The 17416-nt window shown below is 67.0% G+C and carries 15 protein-coding genes; 4 read left to right on the plus strand and 11 right to left on the minus strand.

Annotation, left to right across the window (positions count from 1 at the left end; all coding sequences use genetic code 11):
* Positions 1-2 precede the first annotated feature (2 nt).
* From ACFWP0_RS02605 to ACFWP0_RS02640, 8 genes are all read right to left on the minus strand, one after another.
* Complete coding sequence (locus tag ACFWP0_RS02605) at positions 3-1235, minus strand: CaiB/BaiF CoA transferase family protein (RefSeq protein WP_377839458.1); 1233 nt, start codon at positions 1233-1235, stop codon at positions 3-5.
* 38 nt (positions 1236-1273) lie between these two features.
* The gene (locus tag ACFWP0_RS02610; RefSeq protein ID WP_377839459.1) at positions 1274-1852 is read right to left on the minus strand and encodes a UGSC family (seleno)protein; all 579 of its coding nucleotides are present in this window, start codon (positions 1850-1852) and stop codon (positions 1274-1276) included.
* A 35-nt stretch (positions 1853-1887) separates the two neighbouring features.
* Positions 1888-3000 (minus strand): hypothetical protein, encoded by a 1113-nt coding sequence (locus ACFWP0_RS02615; RefSeq protein WP_377839461.1) that lies wholly within the window; start codon positions 2998-3000, stop codon positions 1888-1890.
* Between the two features lie 154 nt (positions 3001-3154).
* Entirely contained in the window at positions 3155-5182 is a 2028-nt protein-coding gene (locus tag ACFWP0_RS02620) for a biotin carboxylase N-terminal domain-containing protein (RefSeq protein WP_377839462.1), read from the minus strand.
* Positions 5183-5331: 149 nt separating this feature from the next.
* On the minus strand, positions 5332-6939 hold the full coding sequence (locus ACFWP0_RS02625) for a carboxyl transferase domain-containing protein (RefSeq protein WP_377839463.1): 1608 nt from the start codon (positions 6937-6939) through the stop codon (positions 5332-5334).
* A 221-nt stretch (positions 6940-7160) separates the two neighbouring features.
* Entirely contained in the window at positions 7161-8342 is a 1182-nt protein-coding gene (locus ACFWP0_RS02630; RefSeq protein WP_377839464.1) for an acetyl-CoA C-acetyltransferase, read from the minus strand.
* A 2-nt stretch (positions 8343-8344) separates the two neighbouring features.
* Complete coding sequence (gene aceK, locus ACFWP0_RS02635) at positions 8345-10255, minus strand: bifunctional isocitrate dehydrogenase kinase/phosphatase (RefSeq protein WP_377839465.1); 1911 nt, start codon at positions 10253-10255, stop codon at positions 8345-8347.
* Between the two features lie 24 nt (positions 10256-10279).
* Positions 10280-11458, minus strand: a complete 1179-nt coding sequence (locus ACFWP0_RS02640) for an isovaleryl-CoA dehydrogenase (RefSeq protein WP_377839466.1) — start codon at positions 11456-11458, stop codon at positions 10280-10282.
* A gap of 246 nt (positions 11459-11704) precedes the next feature.
* Here ACFWP0_RS02640 and ACFWP0_RS02645 point away from each other — a divergent pair, with 246 nt between their 5' ends.
* Both ACFWP0_RS02645 and ACFWP0_RS02650 read left to right on the plus strand, forming a co-directional pair.
* Positions 11705-12880, plus strand: coding sequence for a M20 aminoacylase family protein (locus ACFWP0_RS02645; protein WP_377839467.1), 1176 nt, complete (start codon positions 11705-11707; stop codon positions 12878-12880).
* 59 nt (positions 12881-12939) lie between these two features.
* Positions 12940-13911 carry a Bug family tripartite tricarboxylate transporter substrate binding protein gene (locus ACFWP0_RS02650; RefSeq protein WP_377839468.1) on the plus strand — a complete coding sequence of 324 codons (972 nt, stop codon included), beginning with the start codon at positions 12940-12942 and terminating at the stop codon, positions 13909-13911.
* Positions 13912-13979: 68 nt separating this feature from the next.
* Here the strand turns inward: ACFWP0_RS02650 and ACFWP0_RS02655 are convergent, their stop codons facing one another.
* Together ACFWP0_RS02655 and ACFWP0_RS02660 are read right to left on the minus strand one after the other, a co-directional pair.
* A complete protein-coding gene (locus ACFWP0_RS02655) occupies positions 13980-14312 on the minus strand; it encodes a YnfA family protein (RefSeq protein ID WP_377839469.1) in 333 nt (110 codons plus the stop codon).
* Positions 14313-14322: 10 nt separating this feature from the next.
* On the minus strand, positions 14323-14703 hold the full coding sequence (locus ACFWP0_RS02660; protein WP_377839470.1) for a MerR family DNA-binding transcriptional regulator: 381 nt from the start codon (positions 14701-14703) through the stop codon (positions 14323-14325).
* A 73-nt stretch (positions 14704-14776) separates the two neighbouring features.
* Between ACFWP0_RS02660 and ACFWP0_RS02665 the strand changes: the two genes are divergently transcribed.
* Positions 14777-15844, plus strand: a complete 1068-nt coding sequence (locus tag ACFWP0_RS02665; RefSeq protein ID WP_377839471.1) for an MBL fold metallo-hydrolase — start codon at positions 14777-14779, stop codon at positions 15842-15844.
* A gap of 25 nt (positions 15845-15869) precedes the next feature.
* On the opposite strand, the gene ACFWP0_RS02670 is transcribed toward ACFWP0_RS02665, so the two are convergent.
* Complete coding sequence (locus tag ACFWP0_RS02670; RefSeq protein WP_377839472.1) at positions 15870-16496, minus strand: LysE family translocator; 627 nt, start codon at positions 16494-16496, stop codon at positions 15870-15872.
* A gap of 92 nt (positions 16497-16588) precedes the next feature.
* Here ACFWP0_RS02670 and ACFWP0_RS02675 point away from each other — a divergent pair, with 92 nt between their 5' ends.
* Positions 16589-17299 carry a nitroreductase gene (locus tag ACFWP0_RS02675; protein ID WP_377839473.1) on the plus strand — a complete coding sequence of 237 codons (711 nt, stop codon included), beginning with the start codon at positions 16589-16591 and terminating at the stop codon, positions 17297-17299.
* Positions 17300-17416: the final 117 nt, after the last annotated feature.

Raw genomic sequence — 17416 nt, forward strand, 5'->3', positions numbered from 1 at the left:
ACTCAAGCTCCGACCGCGATCGCGCCGCTTCGCCGCAGTTCGGCAAGCGCTTGCGGCGTCAGTCCCAGCATGTCGCGCAAGACGGGTTCCGTATGGGCTCCCAGCACCGGAGGCGCGTTGCGATACTCCACGGGCGTCGCCGATAAGTGCAGGGGGTTGCCGACCAGCTCGGCGCAGCCCGTCCGCGCGTCCGGCATCGGTACACGCATGCCGCGGTGCAGGACCTGCGGATCGGCGAACACGTCGCCCAGGCCATTGATGGGGCCGCAAGGCACTGCCAGCGCCTCCAGAGTGCGCAGCCAGTGCGCGCTCGAATGCTGCGTCATCTGTGACTGAATCTGCGGTATCAGGGATGCGCGCGACGCCAGGCGCGCGGTATTGGTGGCATAGCGCGCATCGTCCGCCAGGCCAGGAAGGCCGATGGCGTCGCAGAACCGGCGGAACTGCGCATCGTTGCCCACGGTGACGATGACGTGGCCGTCGAGGGTGGCGAAGTCCTGGTAGGGCACGATGTTGGGGTGTGCGTTTCCCAGACGCGCGGGCTCGTGGCCGCTGGCCAGGAAGTTCATGGCCTGGTTGGCCAGCGCGGCCACCTGCACGTCCAGCAGCGCCACGTCGATGTGCTGGCCCTCGCCGGTGCGGTCGCGATGCGCCAGCGCCGCCTGGATGCCGGCGGTGGCATAAAGGCCCGTCAGGATGTCCGTCAGCGCCACGCCGACCTTCAACGGGCCGGCGCCGGGCTCGCCATCGCCACGGCCCGTGATGCTCATCAGGCCGCCCATGCCCTGCACCAGAAAGTCATAGCCCGGTCGCCCGGCATAGGGGCCGTCCTGTCCAAAGCCGGTGATGGAGCAATACACCAGGCCCGGATGGCTGCGCTTGAGCGTGGCGTAGTCCAATCCGTAGGCCTGCAGCCCGCCGACCTTGAAGTTCTCGATCAGCACGTCGCATTGCGCCGCCAGCGCCGTCACCAGCCGCTGCCCTTCCTGCGTGGCGATATCCACGGCAACGGATTTCTTGTTGCGGTTGGCGCCGGCGAAGTAGGCCGATTGCGCGACCTCGCCCCATTGCGGATCGCTGATCCATGGCGGCCCCCAGCCGCGCGTATCGTCTCCCAGGCCGGGCCGTTCGACCTTGATGACCTCCGCGCCCAGATCCGCAAGCAGCTGGCTGGCCCAGGGGCCCGCCAGCACGCGCGAAAGGTCCAGCACCCGCAAATGCGACAGTGCGCCCATCTTTCCCTCCTCGTTTTTGCCGCGACGCGGCGCAGCCCTTACTGCAACTCCACGCGCACCTGCAGCGGGGCCTTCGTTCCGAGCCACACCTGCTGCGCCTGCTCCTTGATCTGGGCGACGCGCTGCGCCACTTCCTCGGCCGTGATGGAGCTGACCGGATGGGCGATCACGACAGGCTCCAGCGCCTTCATGCCCACGGCCTGCCGGGTCAGTTCGGTTTCGCGCGCGAACTCGGTGGTGATGATGACCGCGCTTGGCACGCCCAGTCGCTCCAGCGCGATGGAGTCGCGCACGCAGGCCGAGCAACACGAGCCGCAGTCGCCAATGGCGGTCAGCACCAGGTCGTTCTCCGCCGCGATGCGCTCGATCAGCTCGGGCGCCGCATCCTTCGAGAAGCTGTGTTTGACGTAGTAATTGACCTCGGCGAAATCGATGTCTTCGCCCAGCGCCGCCGCCGCGCCGCGCAGCAATTTATTGGCGTTCCATTTGGAGTTGTCCAGGATGCCCAGCCGCAGTCCGGCCAGGTCCTTCTTGCGCGCCGAAACCGGCGCGTTCTCGAAGCGCAGCGCGCCGCGCGGGTCGAACACCGCGACTTTTTCCCCATCGTTCATCAACATGTCTCTGCTCCTGGTTGTCTTGTCCGGGCGCCGCATCAGATGGCGCAGGCGCCGCCCGTGCAGTCGCCGTTGTCCGCGCTTGCGCCGTCGATCGCGCGCAGAACCGGCGTACTCATGTGTCCCCAGCCGGGTATCAGCACTGAGAAGCGGCCGGCCTCCCCGCCCATCACGAACAGATGGATATGGTCCGGGCTGTGAACGATGGGTATGCGCGTGTCGTCTTCACGCTTGTAGTACTTGGGCAGGTTGCGGTTGTAGACCTTGCCGTAGCGGTGGCCGTAAGCCAGGTCGATGAAGCGGTTGCCGTGATTGACGTACAGGTAGTTGCGCACGTCGGCGCGAGACCAACCGTGCTTGCCGATGGTCTGCGCGTGTTCCAGGCCAAGCACCACCGCGATGTGGCCGCCCAGCACCGCGCTGTTCGATGCGATGGTGCTCATGGCCGAGCACATCGTGTCGAGGATGCCCTCGGGGTCGTTCGAGATGTGGTTGGTCACGCTGTGCGGCGCTTCGGCGGCCATCGCGAAAACCGTCGAGTCCTCGGGCTTGTGGCCGTGCTCCACGTGATACGGCGCCAAGGGGCTTTGCGCCTCGTTCTCGCAGACGCAGTAGGTGTATTTTCCTGGATGACCCAGCGTGCTCTTGTCCAGGTCTCCCGGCCAGCCGCCGCCAACGTTGAGCATGATGAGGCGCAGCGCGCGTCCGATGGTGGCATTGGCGCGGTTGCCGGAACCGAATGCGTTGACGCCGCCGTTCATGCCGATCTCGCGGGCGATCGGTCCGTTGACGATCAGCAGGGGCGCGGCCACATGTGTAGTGGCCTGCACGCCGTTCAGATTGAATGCCTGGTCGGTCACCGCCTTTACCGCCGCCAGCACCACCGGCGCGTACTCGGGCTTGCAGCCGGCCATCACCATGTTGATGGCGAGCACCTCGCGCGTCAGCTCGCCCCAACGCGGCGCCACCCGCGCTTCGACGACATCGCCATCGCCGCCCAGCCGCGCCACGATCTCGTCGATCTTTTCCCGGGTGGGCGGCACCACCGGCAGGCCGTCGGTGAAGCCGCGTTCGTAGTAGTACTCGACCAGGTCCAACCCGGCCGGCACCATGGCGGCAGGCGACGCAGTCGTTTGCAGAACCGCACTCATCAGAATCTCCTCGTGGCTGTCGGATGACGTTGCAACGAGGATAGAAGTCCTGGCCTATTTATAACAAGAACAATCTATTTCGATAAATGATTGCGAAAAACGCATAAATTGAGGCAACAAAACGCGGCGGGCGCCAAGCGCCCGCCGCGGCCGGTTACTCGCCGATCGACACCAGTTCCGCGCCTTCGGCCACCTGGTCCCCCACGCCGTAGAACACCTCTTCGACCTTGCCGTCGGCGGTCGCCGAGATCGTGTGTTCCATCTTCATGGCCTCCATCACCAGCAGCGGCTGGCCCTTCTCCACCGTGTCGCCGGCCTTGACCGAGATCGAGATGATCTTGCCGGGCATGGGCGCCATCAGGCCCGCGCCGTGCTCGCCCTGCGTATCCTGGGAGTGCGTCAGGGCGTCATAGAGGTCCAGGACGTGCACGCCGTCTTCGCCGAAGACATAGGCGCGGTCCGCGTGCAGCACGACCGTGCCGGCGCTTTCGTGGCCTTCCAGGGTGATGCGCAGGCCATAGGCCAGGTTCGGGTTGGCGCTGGCATGCGCGCGCCACAGGAAGGGCTGCGGGCCGGCTCCGGTGTCCAGCGTCCAGGCGCCGCCCTGCCGGGCCACGGCGACGCGGCGCGTCTCGCCGTTGTCCACCCATTGCAGGTGGCGCTGGTACTGGCCGCCCAGCCGCCAGCCGTCGCGCGCGTCCCAGGGATCGCTAGGACTTTTCCCGCCGGCTTGCGGACCGGGCTGGGCCAAGCCCTGGCGCACCAGCACCGCGGCCGAGGCCAGCGCCAGGGTGGCGGCGCTGGCGGCTTCGGGTTCGGGCAGCAGCGTGGCGCGCTGGCGTTCGATCAGGCCGGTGTCCAGATCGGCCGCGGCGAAGGCGCTGTCCTTCATCAGGCGGGACAGGAAGGCGACGTTGGTCTGCACGCCCACGGCCTGCGTTTGCGCCAGCGCCTGCAGCATGCGGGCGCGGGCCTGGTCGCGGTCCGCGCCATGCACGATCAGCTTGGCGATCATGGGGTCGTAGAACGGGGTGATGGTGTCGCCCATGCGGACCCCGCCGTCCACGCGGATCTCGCCGTTGGTGAACGCGGTATGGGCCGGCAGGCCCAGGTAGGCCAGCGTGCCGATCGACGGCAGGAAGCCCTTCTCTGGGTTCTCGGCGTAGATGCGGGCCTCGATGGCGTGGCCATTGATGCGCAAGTCTTCCTGGCGCGCCGGCAGCGGCTGGCCGGCGGCCACGCGCAACTGCCATTCCACCAGGTCGTGGCCGGTGATCATTTCGGTCACGGGGTGTTCGACCTGCAGGCGCGTGTTCATTTCCATGAAGTAGAAGCGGCCGTCGGGCTCGGCGATGAACTCCACCGTGCCGGCGCCTACGTAGCCCACGGCGCGCGCGGCGGCGACCGCCGCTTCGCCCATGGCGCGGCGGCGCTCTTCGGTCATGCCGGGGGCCGGCGCTTCTTCGATGACCTTCTGGTGGCGGCGCTGCACCGAGCAGTCGCGCTCGAACAGGTAGACGCAGTTGCCGTGCGTGTCGGCGAACACCTGGATCTCGATGTGGCGCGGCTTCTGCAGATAGCGTTCGATCAGCACGCGGTCATCGCCGAAGCTGGAGGCGGCTTCGCGCTGGCACGAGGCCAGCGCTTCCAGGAAGGCGCCGGACGATTCCACGACGCGCATGCCCTTGCCGCCGCCGCCGGCGCTGGCCTTGATCAGCACGGGATAGCCGATGCCGTCGGCCTGCGCCTTGAGGAATTGCGGGTCCTGGTTGTCGCCGTGATAGCCCGGCACCAGCGGCACGCCGGCCTTGTCCATCAGGGTCTTGGCGGCGGACTTGCTGCCCATGGCGGCGATGGCGGATGCCGGCGGGCCGACGAAGGCGATGCCGGCTTTTTCGGCGGCTTCGGCAAAGGCTTCGTTTTCCGACAGGAAGCCATAGCCGGGATGGATGGCGCCCGCGCCGGTGTCGAGCGCGGCCTGCAGGATGGCGTCGCCGCGCAGGTAGCTGGCGCGCGGTTCCGAGCCGCCGATGTACACGGCCTGGTCGCAGGCGGCGACGTGGCGCGCATTGGCGTCCGCGTCCGAATACACGGCGACGGTGCGGATGCCCATGCGGCGGGCGGTGGCGGCGACGCGGCAGGCGATTTCGCCGCGGTTGGCAATCAGCAAAGTGTCGAACATAAGTGTCATCCTGGCTGGAATATTTCTTGCACTAAGCGCTCTGCGCGCTAGCGCCGGTCTTATGCCGGAGCGCCGAGGATCCGGCTTTGCCGGTCCTCTGGCGCTGCCCCCTTGAGGGGGCGCGCGAAGCGCGCAGGGGGCGGGCTCACCTACATGCGGAAGACGCCGAACTGCGTATCTTCGATCGGCGCATTCAACGCGGCCGACAGCGCCAGGCCCAGCACGCGGCGCGTGTCGGCCGGCGCGATGATGCCGTCGTCCCACAGGCGCGCGGTGGCGTAGTAGGGATGGCCTTCGCGTTCGTACTGCTCGCGGATGGGCGCCTTGAATGCGTTCTCTTCGTCGGCGGACCACTGGCCGCCGCGCGCCTCGATGCCGTCGCGCTTGACGGTGGCCAGGACGCTTGCCGCCTGTTCGCCGCCCATGACCGAGATGCGGGCGTTGGGCCACATGAAGAGCATGCGCGGCGAATAGGCGCGGCCGCACATGCCGTAGTTGCCGGCGCCGAACGAGCCGCCGATCAGCACGGTGAACTTCGGCACGGCGGCGGTGGCTACGGCCGTCACCATCTTCGCGCCGTGGCGCGCGATGCCTTCGTTCTCGTACTTGCGGCCCACCATGAAGCCCGTGATGTTCTGCAGGAAAACCAGCGGGATCTTGCGCTGCGCGCATAGCTCGATGAAGTGCGCGCCCTTTTGCGCGGACTCGGAAAACAGGATGCCGTTGTTCGCCACGATGCCCACCGGCATGCCGTGGATGTGGGCGAAGCCCGTGATCAGCGTGGGGCCGAAGCGCGCCTTGAACTCGTCGAACTCCGAGCCGTCCACGATGCGCGCGATGACTTCGCGCACGTCGTACGGCTTGCGCGTGTCGGCGGGGATGATGCCGTTCAGTTCGCTGGGGTCGTAGCGCGGTTCGCGCACCGGCACGGTCGCCAGCGGCTGGGGCTTCTTGCGGTTCAGCCGCGCCACCGCATTGCGCGCCAGCTGCAGCGCGTGCATGTCGTTGGCGGCCAGGTGGTCCACCACGCCGGACAGGCGCGTGTGGACGTCGCCGCCGCCCAGGTCCTCGGCGCTGACCTCTTCGCCCGTGGCGGCCTTCACCAGCGGCGGGCCGCCCAGGAAGATGGTGCCCTGGTTCTTCACGATGATGGACTCGTCGCTCATCGCGGGCACGTAGGCGCCGCCGGCGGTGCAGGACCCCATCACCACGGCGATCTGCGCGATGCCTTGCGCGGACATCTGGGCCTGGTTGTAGAAGATGCGGCCGAAGTGCTCGCGGTCGGGGAACACTTCGTCCTGCTGCGGCAGGTTGGCGCCGCCCGAATCCACCAGGTAGACGCAAGGCAGGTGGTTCTGCGCCGCGATCTCCTGCGCGCGCAGATGCTTCTTGACCGTCATCGGGTAGTAGGTGCCGCCCTTGACCGTGGCGTCGTTGCAGACGATCACGCATTCCGTGCCGGATACGCGGCCGATGCCGGTGATGACGCCCGCGCCCGGCGCGTCGCCCTCGTACATGCCGTGCGCCGCCATGGGCGACAGTTCCAGGAACGGGGTGCCCGGGTCGATCAGGTTCTCCACGCGGTCGCGCGGCAGCAGCTTGCCGCGCGCCACGTGCTTGGCGCGCGCGGATTCGCTGCCGCCCTGGGCGGTCTGCGCCAGCTTCTGGTTCAGATCGTCCAGCTGCGCCTGCATGGCGCGCGCATTGTCGGTGTAGTCCTGCGACCGCGTATTGATGCGGGATTCGATGATGGGCATGGGGTTCCACCCGTCCTGCTTGATTGGAATTTGAAGGCGCTCGTAGAGCGGTTTGTCTCGCTGCCCGTTGGCCGGGCATTCTTGTCGATATGGGGTAATGGATTTCGTTGCGCCTTTCCTGCATGGCTCGCGACCGACCCGTCGCGATAGATGCAATGCCGAAAAGGCGCAGCGGAATCCATCTTGGGAGACGGGCGCAAGCCCGCCTCCCAAGCCAGTCCTTAGACCATCTCGATGGCCATCGCGACGGCTTCGCCGCCGCCGATGCACAAGGTGGCCACGCCGCGCTTGCCGCCGGTCTTGCGCAGCGCGCCGACCAGGGTGGCCATCAGGCGGGCGCCGGATGCGCCGATCGGGTGGCCCAGCGCGGTGGCGCCGCCGTTGATGTTGACCTTTTCATGCGGGAGCTTGAAGTCGGTCATGGCGGCCATGGTGACCACCGCGAAGGCTTCGTTGATCTCGTACAGGTCCACGTCCTCGGCCTTCCAGCCGGTCTTGGCGAACAGGTTCTTCAGCGCGCCCACGGGGGCGGTGGTGAACCAGCCGGGCTCCTGCGAGTGCTGGCTGTGCGCCACGATGCGGGCCAGCGGCTTCACGCCGAGCTTCTCGGCGGTGGACGCGCGCATCAGCACCATGGCGGCGGCGCCGTCGGAGATCGACGAGGAGTTGGCGGCGGTGATGGTGCCGTCTTTCTTGAACGCGGGCTTGAGCGAGGGGATCTTCTCCGGCATGGCCTTGGTGGGGGCTTCGTCGGTGTCGATCACGGTGTCGCCCTTGCGGCCGGCGACGGTCACGGGCGCGATTTCCCACTTGAAGCTGCCGTCTTCGGTGGCGGCGCGGGCGCGGCGCAGCGATTCCAGCGAGAAGGCGTCCTGCTGTTCGCGGGTGAACTCATACTTGGCGGCGCAGTCCTCGGCGAACACGCCCATGGCCTTGCCCTTGTCGTAGGCATCTTCCAGGCCGTCGAGCGCCATGTGGTCATACACGGTGTTGTGGCCGAAACGGTAGCCCTGGCGGGCCTTGAGCAGTAGGTAGGGCGCGTTGCTCATGCTTTCCTGGCCGCCGGCGACGACGATTTCGGCGCTGCCGGCCGCCAGCAGGTCATGGCCGAACATGGCGGCCTTCAGGCCCGAGCCGCACACCTTGTGGATCGTGGTGCACGCCACGCCCAGCGGCAGGCCCGCGCCCAGCGCCGCCTGGCGCGCGGGGGCCTGGCCCTGGCCTGCCTGCAGCACGTTGCCCATGATGACTTCATCGACCTGCTCGGCCTTGATGCCGGCGCGTTCGATGGCGGCCTTGATGGCCACCGCGCCCAGCTCGTGGGCGGCCAGGCCGGACAGGCTGCCCAGCATGCCGCCCATGGGCGTGCGGGCGACGGAAACGATAACGATGGGATCTGACATGACTAGCTCCTGTGAGGGTCGGGACAGCGTCTGGGTTGCAACACCGCGTTGCCGCCGGAAGGGCGTTCCGTACGCAGGCGTCTGTCCGTATCGTAAGGGAAAAATTCTTCAATCCGGCCCTGCGCCACATGGGCGCGGCAGGCCTGCCACCATTCCGGTTTCAGCAAGTCGGCATGGTGGCGCAGGAAGGCGCCGCGCACACGCGCGTCGCCCAGCAGGAAGCGGCCGAATTCCTCGGGAAATACATCGTTCGGTCCGACCGCGTACCAGGGTTCGGAAGCCATTTCCGCCTCTTCGTTCGGGGCGGGCGGAATGCGGCGGAAGTTCATTTCGGTCATGCGCTGGATTTCGTCGTAGTCATAAAAGACGACCCGGCCCAGGCGCGTGACGCCGAAGTTCTTGTAGAGCATGTCGCCGGGGAAGATATTGGCCGCGGCCAGCTGCCGGATGGCGTCCCCGTATTCGCGCACGGCCGGCTCCAGCAGCGCGTCCGGGGCATGGCGCAGATAGATGTTCAGCGGCGTCATCCGCCGTTCGATGTAGACGTGGCGGATGACCACGGTGTCGGCGGTTTCCTCGATCAGGCTGGGCACCAGCCGGCGTAGCTCGTCCAGCAGCGCGGGGGCGAAGCGGTCGCGCGGCAGCGCCACCTGCGAGTATTCCCAGGTGTCGGCCATGCGGCCCACGCGGTCATGCAGCTTCACCATCTGGTACTTGCGCCGCACCGTGGCGTGGTCCATGCCGTCCTTGTCGATGTGGTCCTTGATCAGCTTGAACACATAGGGATAGGACGGCAGGGTGAACACGCACATCACCATGCCCTTGATGCCGGGCGCGATGTCGAATGCATCGCGCGAATGCGCCAGGTGGTGCAGGAAATCGCGATAGAACAGCGTCTTGCCCTGCTTCTGCAGGCCGATCATGGTGTAGAGCTCGGCCTTGGGCTTGCGCGGCAGCAGGCTGGCCAGGAAGTTCACCACCGCGGCCGGCGTTTCCATGTCCACCAGGAAGTAGGCGCGGGTGAAGCTGAACAGGGTGCTCAGGTCGTCCGCGCCCAGCAGCAGCGCGTCAAGCGCGACCTGCCCCGCCGGGTTGCGCGTCAGCGCCACCGCAAAGGGGTAGACGGTTGTCTGGTTGATCAGGCGGCCGACGATGTAGGCGCCCTTGTTGCGAAAGAACAGCGAGCCCAGCGCATGGATCTGGCAGTCGCTGGCGATGCGCCGGCCCACGTGGCGCGGCAAGAGGGCGCGCAGCTGCGAGACCGCGGCGCGCGCCAGCAGCCGGGTGTCGCGCGGCAGGTCCTCAAAAGGCAGCGCCAGGCCAAAGTCCGCCACCATGCGGATCAGGCTTTTTTCCAGTCCGTCCGTCGCCGGGTAGTACACCCGGTACGAAGGCGTGCTGCTGTCGAGGTAGTCGGTGGCGACGGCGGGCCGGACGAAGAGAAAATCGTTGTGGAAATAGTCGCGGTGCAGCAGCCGGCACGACACCGAGTTGAAGAACGTCTCGGCGCATTCGGGCTGGCGGTGTTCGCCCAGCAGGCCGACGAATTCCTGCTTGATCTGCTGCCAGAACGCGGTCTGCGCGTCGGTCAGGGACGGCGCGGCGGCGCCATTGCCGGCCCCGTTCGTGGCGGCGTTGCCGACGGCGCCTTCGGGGCGGCCGCGCAGCACGCCTTCGAGCTGGGCCGCGCATTCGCGCACCCGCATGTCGTAGTACTCGATGCGCTCGCGCGACAAGTGCTGGATGCCGTGCCAGTCGCCGGATTCAAACAGCGCCTTGGCGCGCTGCGCGCTGTAGCGGAACAGCGCGTAATGGCGGTCGAAGCCCGCCAGCATCAGCCGCGCGACGTCCAGCGGCGAGGGCCCCGGCGCGGGAGCCTGCTCGATATGCTGGACATCGGACATGCGGATCATGGCGGCGCGGCTTTTGGGGGTTGGTCAGGCAGTTTCGTTGAAGAGTTCGCGGCCGATCAGCATGCGGCGGATCTCGCTGGTGCCGGCGCCGATCTCGTACAGCTTGGCGTCGCGCCACAGGCGGCCCACGGGGTACTCGTTGATGTAGCCGTTGCCGCCCAGGATCTGCACGCCCTCGCCCGCCATCCAGGTGGCCTTTTCGGCCGTATACAGGATCAGGGCGGCGCAGTCCTTGCGCACTTGCCGGACGTGGTCCGTGCCCAGCTTGTCCAGGTTCTTGCCCACCTGGTAGCAGAAGGCGCGGCTGGCTTGCAGGGTGGTGTACAGGTCGGCGACCTTGCCCTGGATCAGCTGGAATTCGCCGATCGCCTGGCCGAACTGCTTGCGGTCGTGGATATAGGGCACCACCACGTCCATCACGGCCTGCATGATGCCCAGGGGGCCGCCGGACAGCACGGCGCGTTCGTAGTCCAGGCCGCTCATCAGCACCTTCACGCCGCCGTTGACCTGGCCCAGCACGTTTTCCTCGGGGATTTCGCAGTCCTGGAACACGAGTTCTCCCGTGTGGCTGCCGCGCATGCCCAGCTTGTCCAGCTTCTGCGCCACCGAAAAGCCCTTGAAGCCCTTTTCCACCAGGAAGGCCGTGATGCCGCGCTGGTGCGCTTCGGGGTCGGTCTTGGCGTAGACGACGAGGGTGTCGGCGTCCGGGCCGTTGGTGATCCACATCTTGGTGCCGTTGAGCACGTAGCGGTCGCCCTTCTTGTCCGCGCGCAGCTTCATGCTGACGACGTCGGAGCCGGCGCCGGGCTCGCTCATGGCCAGCGCGCCCACGTGTTCCCCCGAAATCAGCTTGGGCAGATATCTGGCCTTCTGGGCCGCCGTGCCGTTGCGGTTGATCTGGTTTACGCACAGGTTGGAGTGCGCGCCGTAGGAGAGGCCGACGGAAGCGCTGGCGCGGGAGATTTCCTCCATCACGACCATATGGGCCAGATAGCCCATGTTGGCGCCGCCGTATTCCTCATCGGCCGTCATGCCGAGCACGCCGAGTTCGCCAAATTTGCGCCAGAGGTCCATGGGGAACTGGTCGCTGCGATCGACTTCTGCGGCGCGCGGCGCGATCTCGGCCTGTGCGAAATTGCGCACGGCGTCGCGCAGCATGTCCAGGTCTTCGCCCAGGTCGAAGTTCAGGCCGGGAAGATTCATCGATGTCTCCGAGAGAGTGGGTACTTACATTCTTATGGGCGCCTGCTGTTTGCGCCATGCTGCCACCTGTGGCTCATGATGCGCCGATCAACCACCGCGGCGCAATGATGCACCGCAAATATTACGTTTACGTAAACGTAAATTGGAGTCGGGTTATCCCTAGGAAATTGTCATCTTCCCCCGGAGTAACGATGAGTAATATCCCAGCCAATCCTTGAATCCTGAATCATCGCAACGGAGTTTGACGTGCTTGAACTATCCAATCTGGACGAAATTGTGGCGCTGCGGCGCGACATCCACATGCACCCCGAACTCTGCTATGAAGAGCACCGCACGGCCAAGCTGGTCGCGGACACGCTGCGCGGGTGGGGCATTGAAACGCACACCGGCATCGCCAAGACCGGCGTGGTCGGCGTGATCAAGCGCGGCGCGTCGGACCGCGCGATCATGCTGCGCGCCGATATGGACGCCCTGCCCATGCAGGAAGAAAACCAGTTCGAACACCGCTCGCGCCACGACGGCAAGATGCACGGCTGCGGCCATGACGGGCATACCGCCATGCTGCTGGCTGCGGCGCAACACCTGCAGACCGGGGGCGGATTCGACGGCACGGTGTATCTGTGCTTCCAGCCGGCCGAGGAAGGCGGCGCGGGCGGCCGCGCCATGATCCAGGACGGCCTGTTTACCCGCTTCCCCTGCGAAGCCGTGTTCGGCATGCACAACTGGCCGGGCCTGCCGGCCGGCTCGTTCGGCGTGTGTTCCGGCCCCATGATGGCGGCCGCCAACGGCTTCAAGATCACCGTCAAGGGCAAGGGCGGCCACGCCGCCGCGCCCCAGGACTGCAACGACCCGGTGCCCGCGCTGTTCGCCATCGGCCAGTCGCTGCAGACCATCCTGACGCGCAGCAAGCGTCCGCTGGACGCCGCCGTGCTGTCGATCACCCAGGTGCAGGCCGGCGGCAGCGTCATCAACGTCATTCCGAACACGGCGTGGCTGGGCGGCTCGGTGCGCGCCTACAGCACGGACGTGGTCGACCTGATCGAACGCCGCATGAAGGAGATCGCGGGCAACATCGCCGCCGCGCACGGCTGCGAAGCCGACGTGTTTTTCGAGCGCCGCTACCCGGCGCTGGTCAACACCGTGGCCGAAACCGAATTCTGCATGGACGTCATGCGCGATGTCGTGGGCGAGGACCGCGCGCTGGTGATCGAGCCGGCCATGGCGTCCGAGGACTTCGCCTTCCTGCTGCAGGAAAAGCCCGGCTGCTACGTGTTCCTGGGCAACGGCGACGGCGAGCACCGCATGGCGGGCCACGGACTGGGCCCCTGCATGCTGCACAACGCCAGCTATGACTTCAACGATTCTTTGATTCCGGCGGGCGCGTCGTACTGGGTTCGCCTGGCGCAGCGCTACCTCGCCTGATGTGCTTTACCGCTGTCCGCTTTATCCAACGTAGTGCTATGCAACATCACTAGGACGATATGAAAAAGAAGACATTGCTGATCAAGGCCGCGGGGGCGGCCCTGGCAATCATGGCAAGCGGCGCCATGGCCCAAGGGTGGCCGGCCAAGCCTGTGACGGTGGTTGTGCCTTACACCGCCGGCGGCAGCGCCGACGCGATCGGGCGCCGCCTGGGCGACGCGCTGCGCAAGGAAGCCAACGTGACCGTCATCGTTGAAAACAAGCCGGGGGCGGGCGCGTCCGTGGGCACGGACTTCGTGGCGCGCGCGCAGCCGGACGGCACGACGCTGCTGCTGGCCTCGACCAGCCCGCTGACCATCTTCCCGCACCTGGCCAAGACCAACTACGACCCGATGAAGGACCTGACGCCGGTGGCCAGCGTGGCCGTGGCCCCGGTCGCCATCGTGGCGACCAAGGCCCTGCCGGTGAAGGACTTCGCCGGCCTGATCGACTACGCCAAGTCGCACCCGGACGGCGTGCGCTACGGCACGCCGGGCCAGGGCACCGTGGCCCACATCGGCATGGCGTCGGTGACCACGCAGACGGGCACCAAGATGCTGCATGTGCCCTACCGCGGCAACAGCCAGGCGCTGACCGACGGACTGGGCGGCGTGGTGGAGCTGCTGGTGGTCAACAGCGACGTGGTGCTGCCGCACGTGGCCAACGGCGCCTTGAAGCCGCTGGCCGTGATGGCGCCGCAGCGCCTGGCCGCCTGGCCGGACGTGCCGACGATGGCCGAGCTGAAGCTGCCGCAGGCGCAGTACTACTCGAACTTCGGCATCTTCGCGCCCGCCAACCTGCCGCCGGCGGTGTCGCAGCCCTTGCAGGCCGCGTTGGCCAAGGCCGTGGCCAGCGCCGAGTTCCAGGACCTGCTGGCCAAGTCCTACCTGCAGCCGGGCACGGCCACGGGCGACGCCTTCGCCAAGCAGGTGCAGGCGGAGTTCGCGAACAACGCGCGCATCATCAAGGAAGGCAATATCAAGGCCGAGTAAGCAGCGGCTCATGGAAAAAACGCGCGGCCCTTCGGGGTTCGCGCGTTTTTTTTAGTTCGCCGTGGCGGTTACGAGCTTCGCGGCCCGAACATGATCACCAGCATTCCGGCCAGGCACAGGCCCACGCCGATCCAGTCGCTCGCGCTGGGGCGCACGCCGTCCACGGCCCACAGCCACAGCAGCGCCATGCCGATATAGACGCCGCCATACGCCGCATAAACGCGGCCCGACGCCGTCGGATGCAGCGTCAGCAGCCACGCGAACAGCGCCAGGCTGAGCGCGGCGGGCGCCAGCAGCCAGATCGAATGGCCTTTGCGCAGCCACAGGTAAGGCAGATAGCAGCCGACGATTTCGGCCAGCGCGGTCAGGATGAACAGCGCGACGGTTTGCAGGGGGGCCATGGTCGCGCCCCTACGGCTTCTGCGCCAGCAACGAGCGGCACTGCCGCTCCTGCTGCGCGATTTCCTGCAAGGTATCCTCGATGTCGCGGCGCTGTTGTTCCAGCGTGGCGCGATGCTGTTCCAGGACAGTCAGGTATTGTCGCAATTGCACTTCGGTGTCGCCGGGCCCGTCGTACATGTCGATCAGGGTCAGGATTTCGGACAGTTGCAGTCCCAGCCGCTTGCCGCGCAGCGCCAGTTTCAGGCGCGTGCGGTCGCGCGGGCCGAAGATGCGGTTGCGTCCCTCGCGCGCCGGGCTGACGATCCCCTGGTCTTCGTAGAAGCGGATCGTGCGGGGCGTGACGTCGAACTCGCGGGAGAGTTCGGAGATGGTCCAGGTTGACGAGGGCATGCGAGGTGTGGCAGTTTACGTAAACGTAAATTATGATGACTTGACCTGATCGTCAAGCGTGGAGCGAGAGGCAATGAATCCCAACGAACAAAAGCTGCAGTATCCCTGGGCGGATTTCCAGCCCGAAGCCGGCCGCGCGCATGTCGTGGCCGAGGGCGTCAAATGGATCCGGATGCCGCTGCCGTTCGCGCTGGATCATATCAACCTCTGGCTGCTGCGCGACAACATCGACGGCAAGGATGGCTGGACCATCGTCGATTGCGGCATTTCGCGCGAAGAAGTGAAGACGCTGTGGGAAGCGGTGTTCGAAAACGAGCTGGACGGCCTGCCTGTCCTGCGCGTGCTGGTCACCCACATGCATCCCGACCACATCGGCCTGGCGCATTGGCTGTGCGAACGCTGGAACGCCCGCCTGTGGATGACCATGACCGACTACATGGTGGCTTCGCTCTGGTCGTCGCGCCGCAGCGATGCGGGCGCGGGGCCGGGCGGGCAGGCGGCGGTCGAGCATTTCGCCCGTCACGGGCTGACCGACCTGGACGCGCAAGAGCAGATCCGCCAGCGCGCCAACTACTATCCCAACCTGGTGCCGGCGGTGCCGTCGCGGTACACCCGCATCCTGGACGGCGACCAGGTCCGCATCGGCGGGCGCGACTGGCGCGTGATCGTGGGTTACGGCCATGCGCCGGAACATGCCTCGCTGTTCTCGCCGGACCTGGGCGTGCTGATCTCCGGCGACATGGTGCTGCCGCGCATTTCCACCAACGTCAGCGTGTTCGACTACGAACCCGACGCCAATCCCCTGCCCCTGTACCTGCGTTCGCTGGACGGCTATGACGGCCTGCCCGAGGACACGCTGGTGCTGCCCTCGCATGGCCGGCCGTTCAAGGGCCTGCACGAGCGCATCGCGCAGCAGCACGAGCATCACCGCGACCGGCTGGCGGAAGTGCTGGAAGCCTGTGCGGTCCAGCCCCAGTCCACCTCCGACATCGTGCCGGTCCTGTTCAGGCGCAAGCTGGACCTGCACCAGCTGACCTTCGCCATGGGCGAGGCGCTGGCGCACCTGCACGCGCTGTACTTCGAAGGCAAGCTCACGCGCGCCCTGGATGCGGACGGCATCGTGCGGTTCAAGGCCGCCTGACGGGCAAGGCGGCGGCGCGCGGCTTCTAGCGGGTCGCCGTCGCCAGCCGCAGCGCCAGTCCCACGAACACCAGCGCGGCGATCCGGTTCAGCCAGCGCTTGGCGGTTGCCGAGCGCTGCAGCAGTTCGCCGAACGCGCCCGAGAAGAACGCAATCGCGCCGAACACCAGCAGCGTCGACACCATGAATACCGCGCCCAGCTGCATGGTCTGCAAGCCCACCGGCCCCAGCCTGGGCGAGGTGAACTGCGGCAGGAAGGCGAAGAAGAACAGCAGCACCTTCGGATTGGTCAGATTCATGACGATGCCGCGACGGTACAGCGAGCCCGGCCGCAGCGGCTCCGGACGCTTGCCGGCCTCGGATTCGACCGGCGCGCGCAGGATCTGCCACGCCAGGTAGGCCAGGTACGCCGCGCCCGCCAGCTTGAGCGCCGTGAAGGCCATGGGCGAGGCCGCGAACACGGCGGCCATTCCCACCGCCACGGCGGCCGTGTGCCCCAAGAGGCCCGTGCACAGCCCCAGCACCACGAACATGCCCGCCTTGCGGCCCCAGATGGCCGATTGCATCAGCACGAAGATATTGTCCGGCCCCGGAGTCAGGGCCAGCAGCACGGCAATGCCGAAGAATGCGATCAGGGTGTCGAGGGGCAGCATGGGATCTCGCCAGGAACGGGTCGGCCGGCGCTTGCGGGCCGGACAGTGGCATCATAAAGGCAAAGCCGACCAGAACAGGAGACAGACAGACCATGACCACCGCCCATGCCCAGCCCTCTCCGGAATCCCGGGAACGCGCCGATGCCGCGCTTGAAGCCTGGCTGCTTGCGCGCCACAGCTGTCGGGCCTTCCTGCCCGCGCCCGTGCCCCGCGACACCATCGAGCGCATCCTGAGCCTGGCGCAGCGCACGGCCTCCTGGTGCAACTGCCAGCCGTGGCAGGTGGCCATCACCGAGGGCGCGGGCACGCGCCGGCTCGCCGACGCGCTGCGGCGCCGCGCGGAGCACACGGGCTTCACGCCCGACTTCCCCTTCCCGCGGGAGTACCGCGGCGACTACCTGGCTCGCCGCCGCGAATCGGGCTTTCAGCTCTACGGCGCCGTCGGCGTGGCGCGCGGCGACCGCGAGGCCTACCGCCGCCAGGAAATGCGCAACTTCGAGCTGTTCGACGCGCCGCATGTCGCCATTGTCACGACCGACGAGGCGCTGGGCGAATACGGCGCAATGGACTGCGGCGGCTTTGTCGCCAATTTCCTGCTGGCGGCCCAGGCCAACGGCGTGGCGACCGTCGCGCAGGCGTCGCTGGCCATGTATCCGGAAGTGCTGCGCGAGGTGCTGGGCATCGCGCCGGACCGCCGAGTGGTCTGCGGCATTTCCTTCGGCTATGCGGACGCGGCGCATCCCGCCAACAGCTACCGGACCCGGCGGGCCGAACTGCCGGAAACGGTCAGCTGGGTAGGCTGAAAGCGTCGGTGTCTGACACCCGCAGAGACAGGCTTGAACTTGGGCCGGCGTCGCAAGGGTGTCAGACACCGGAGGAATTGCCGCTGCGCCGCGCCTCCTGATATGGTTTGGATTCTC

The organism is Achromobacter sp. NPDC058515, from assembly GCF_042721735.1.
Lineage (GTDB): Bacteria > Pseudomonadota > Gammaproteobacteria > Burkholderiales > Burkholderiaceae_B > Achromobacter.

What these genes read in the sequence shown, in the direction of transcription:
- ACFWP0_RS02620 (WP_377839462.1), bottom strand. Translation starts at nt 5,182, where the DNA reads ATGTTCGACACTTTGCTGATTGCCAACCGCGGCGAAATCGCCTGCCGC.
- ACFWP0_RS02625 (WP_377839463.1), bottom strand. Translation starts at nt 6,939, where the DNA reads ATGCCCATCATCGAATCCCGCATCAATACGCGGTCGCAGGACTACACC.
- ACFWP0_RS02660 (WP_377839470.1), bottom strand. Translation starts at nt 14,703, where the DNA reads ATGCCCTCGTCAACCTGGACCATCTCCGAACTCTCCCGCGAGTTCGAC.
- ACFWP0_RS02640 (WP_377839466.1), bottom strand. Translation starts at nt 11,458, where the DNA reads ATGAATCTTCCCGGCCTGAACTTCGACCTGGGCGAAGACCTGGACATG.
- ACFWP0_RS02670 (WP_377839472.1), bottom strand. Translation starts at nt 16,496, where the DNA reads ATGCTGCCCCTCGACACCCTGATCGCATTCTTCGGCATTGCCGTGCTG.
- ACFWP0_RS02655 (WP_377839469.1), bottom strand. Translation starts at nt 14,312, where the DNA reads ATGGCCCCCCTGCAAACCGTCGCGCTGTTCATCCTGACCGCGCTGGCC.
- ACFWP0_RS02650 (WP_377839468.1), top strand. Translation starts at nt 12,940, where the DNA reads ATGAAAAAGAAGACATTGCTGATCAAGGCCGCGGGGGCGGCCCTGGCA.
- ACFWP0_RS02610 (WP_377839459.1), bottom strand. Translation starts at nt 1,852, where the DNA reads ATGTTGATGAACGATGGGGAAAAAGTCGCGGTGTTCGACCCGCGCGGC.
- ACFWP0_RS02605 (WP_377839458.1), bottom strand. Translation starts at nt 1,235, where the DNA reads ATGGGCGCACTGTCGCATTTGCGGGTGCTGGACCTTTCGCGCGTGCTG.
- aceK (WP_377839465.1), bottom strand. Translation starts at nt 10,255, where the DNA reads ATGATCCGCATGTCCGATGTCCAGCATATCGAGCAGGCTCCCGCGCCG.
- ACFWP0_RS02665 (WP_377839471.1), top strand. Translation starts at nt 14,777, where the DNA reads ATGAATCCCAACGAACAAAAGCTGCAGTATCCCTGGGCGGATTTCCAG.
- ACFWP0_RS02615 (WP_377839461.1), bottom strand. Translation starts at nt 3,000, where the DNA reads ATGAGTGCGGTTCTGCAAACGACTGCGTCGCCTGCCGCCATGGTGCCG.
- ACFWP0_RS02675 (WP_377839473.1), top strand. Translation starts at nt 16,589, where the DNA reads ATGACCACCGCCCATGCCCAGCCCTCTCCGGAATCCCGGGAACGCGCC.
- ACFWP0_RS02630 (WP_377839464.1), bottom strand. Translation starts at nt 8,342, where the DNA reads ATGTCAGATCCCATCGTTATCGTTTCCGTCGCCCGCACGCCCATGGGC.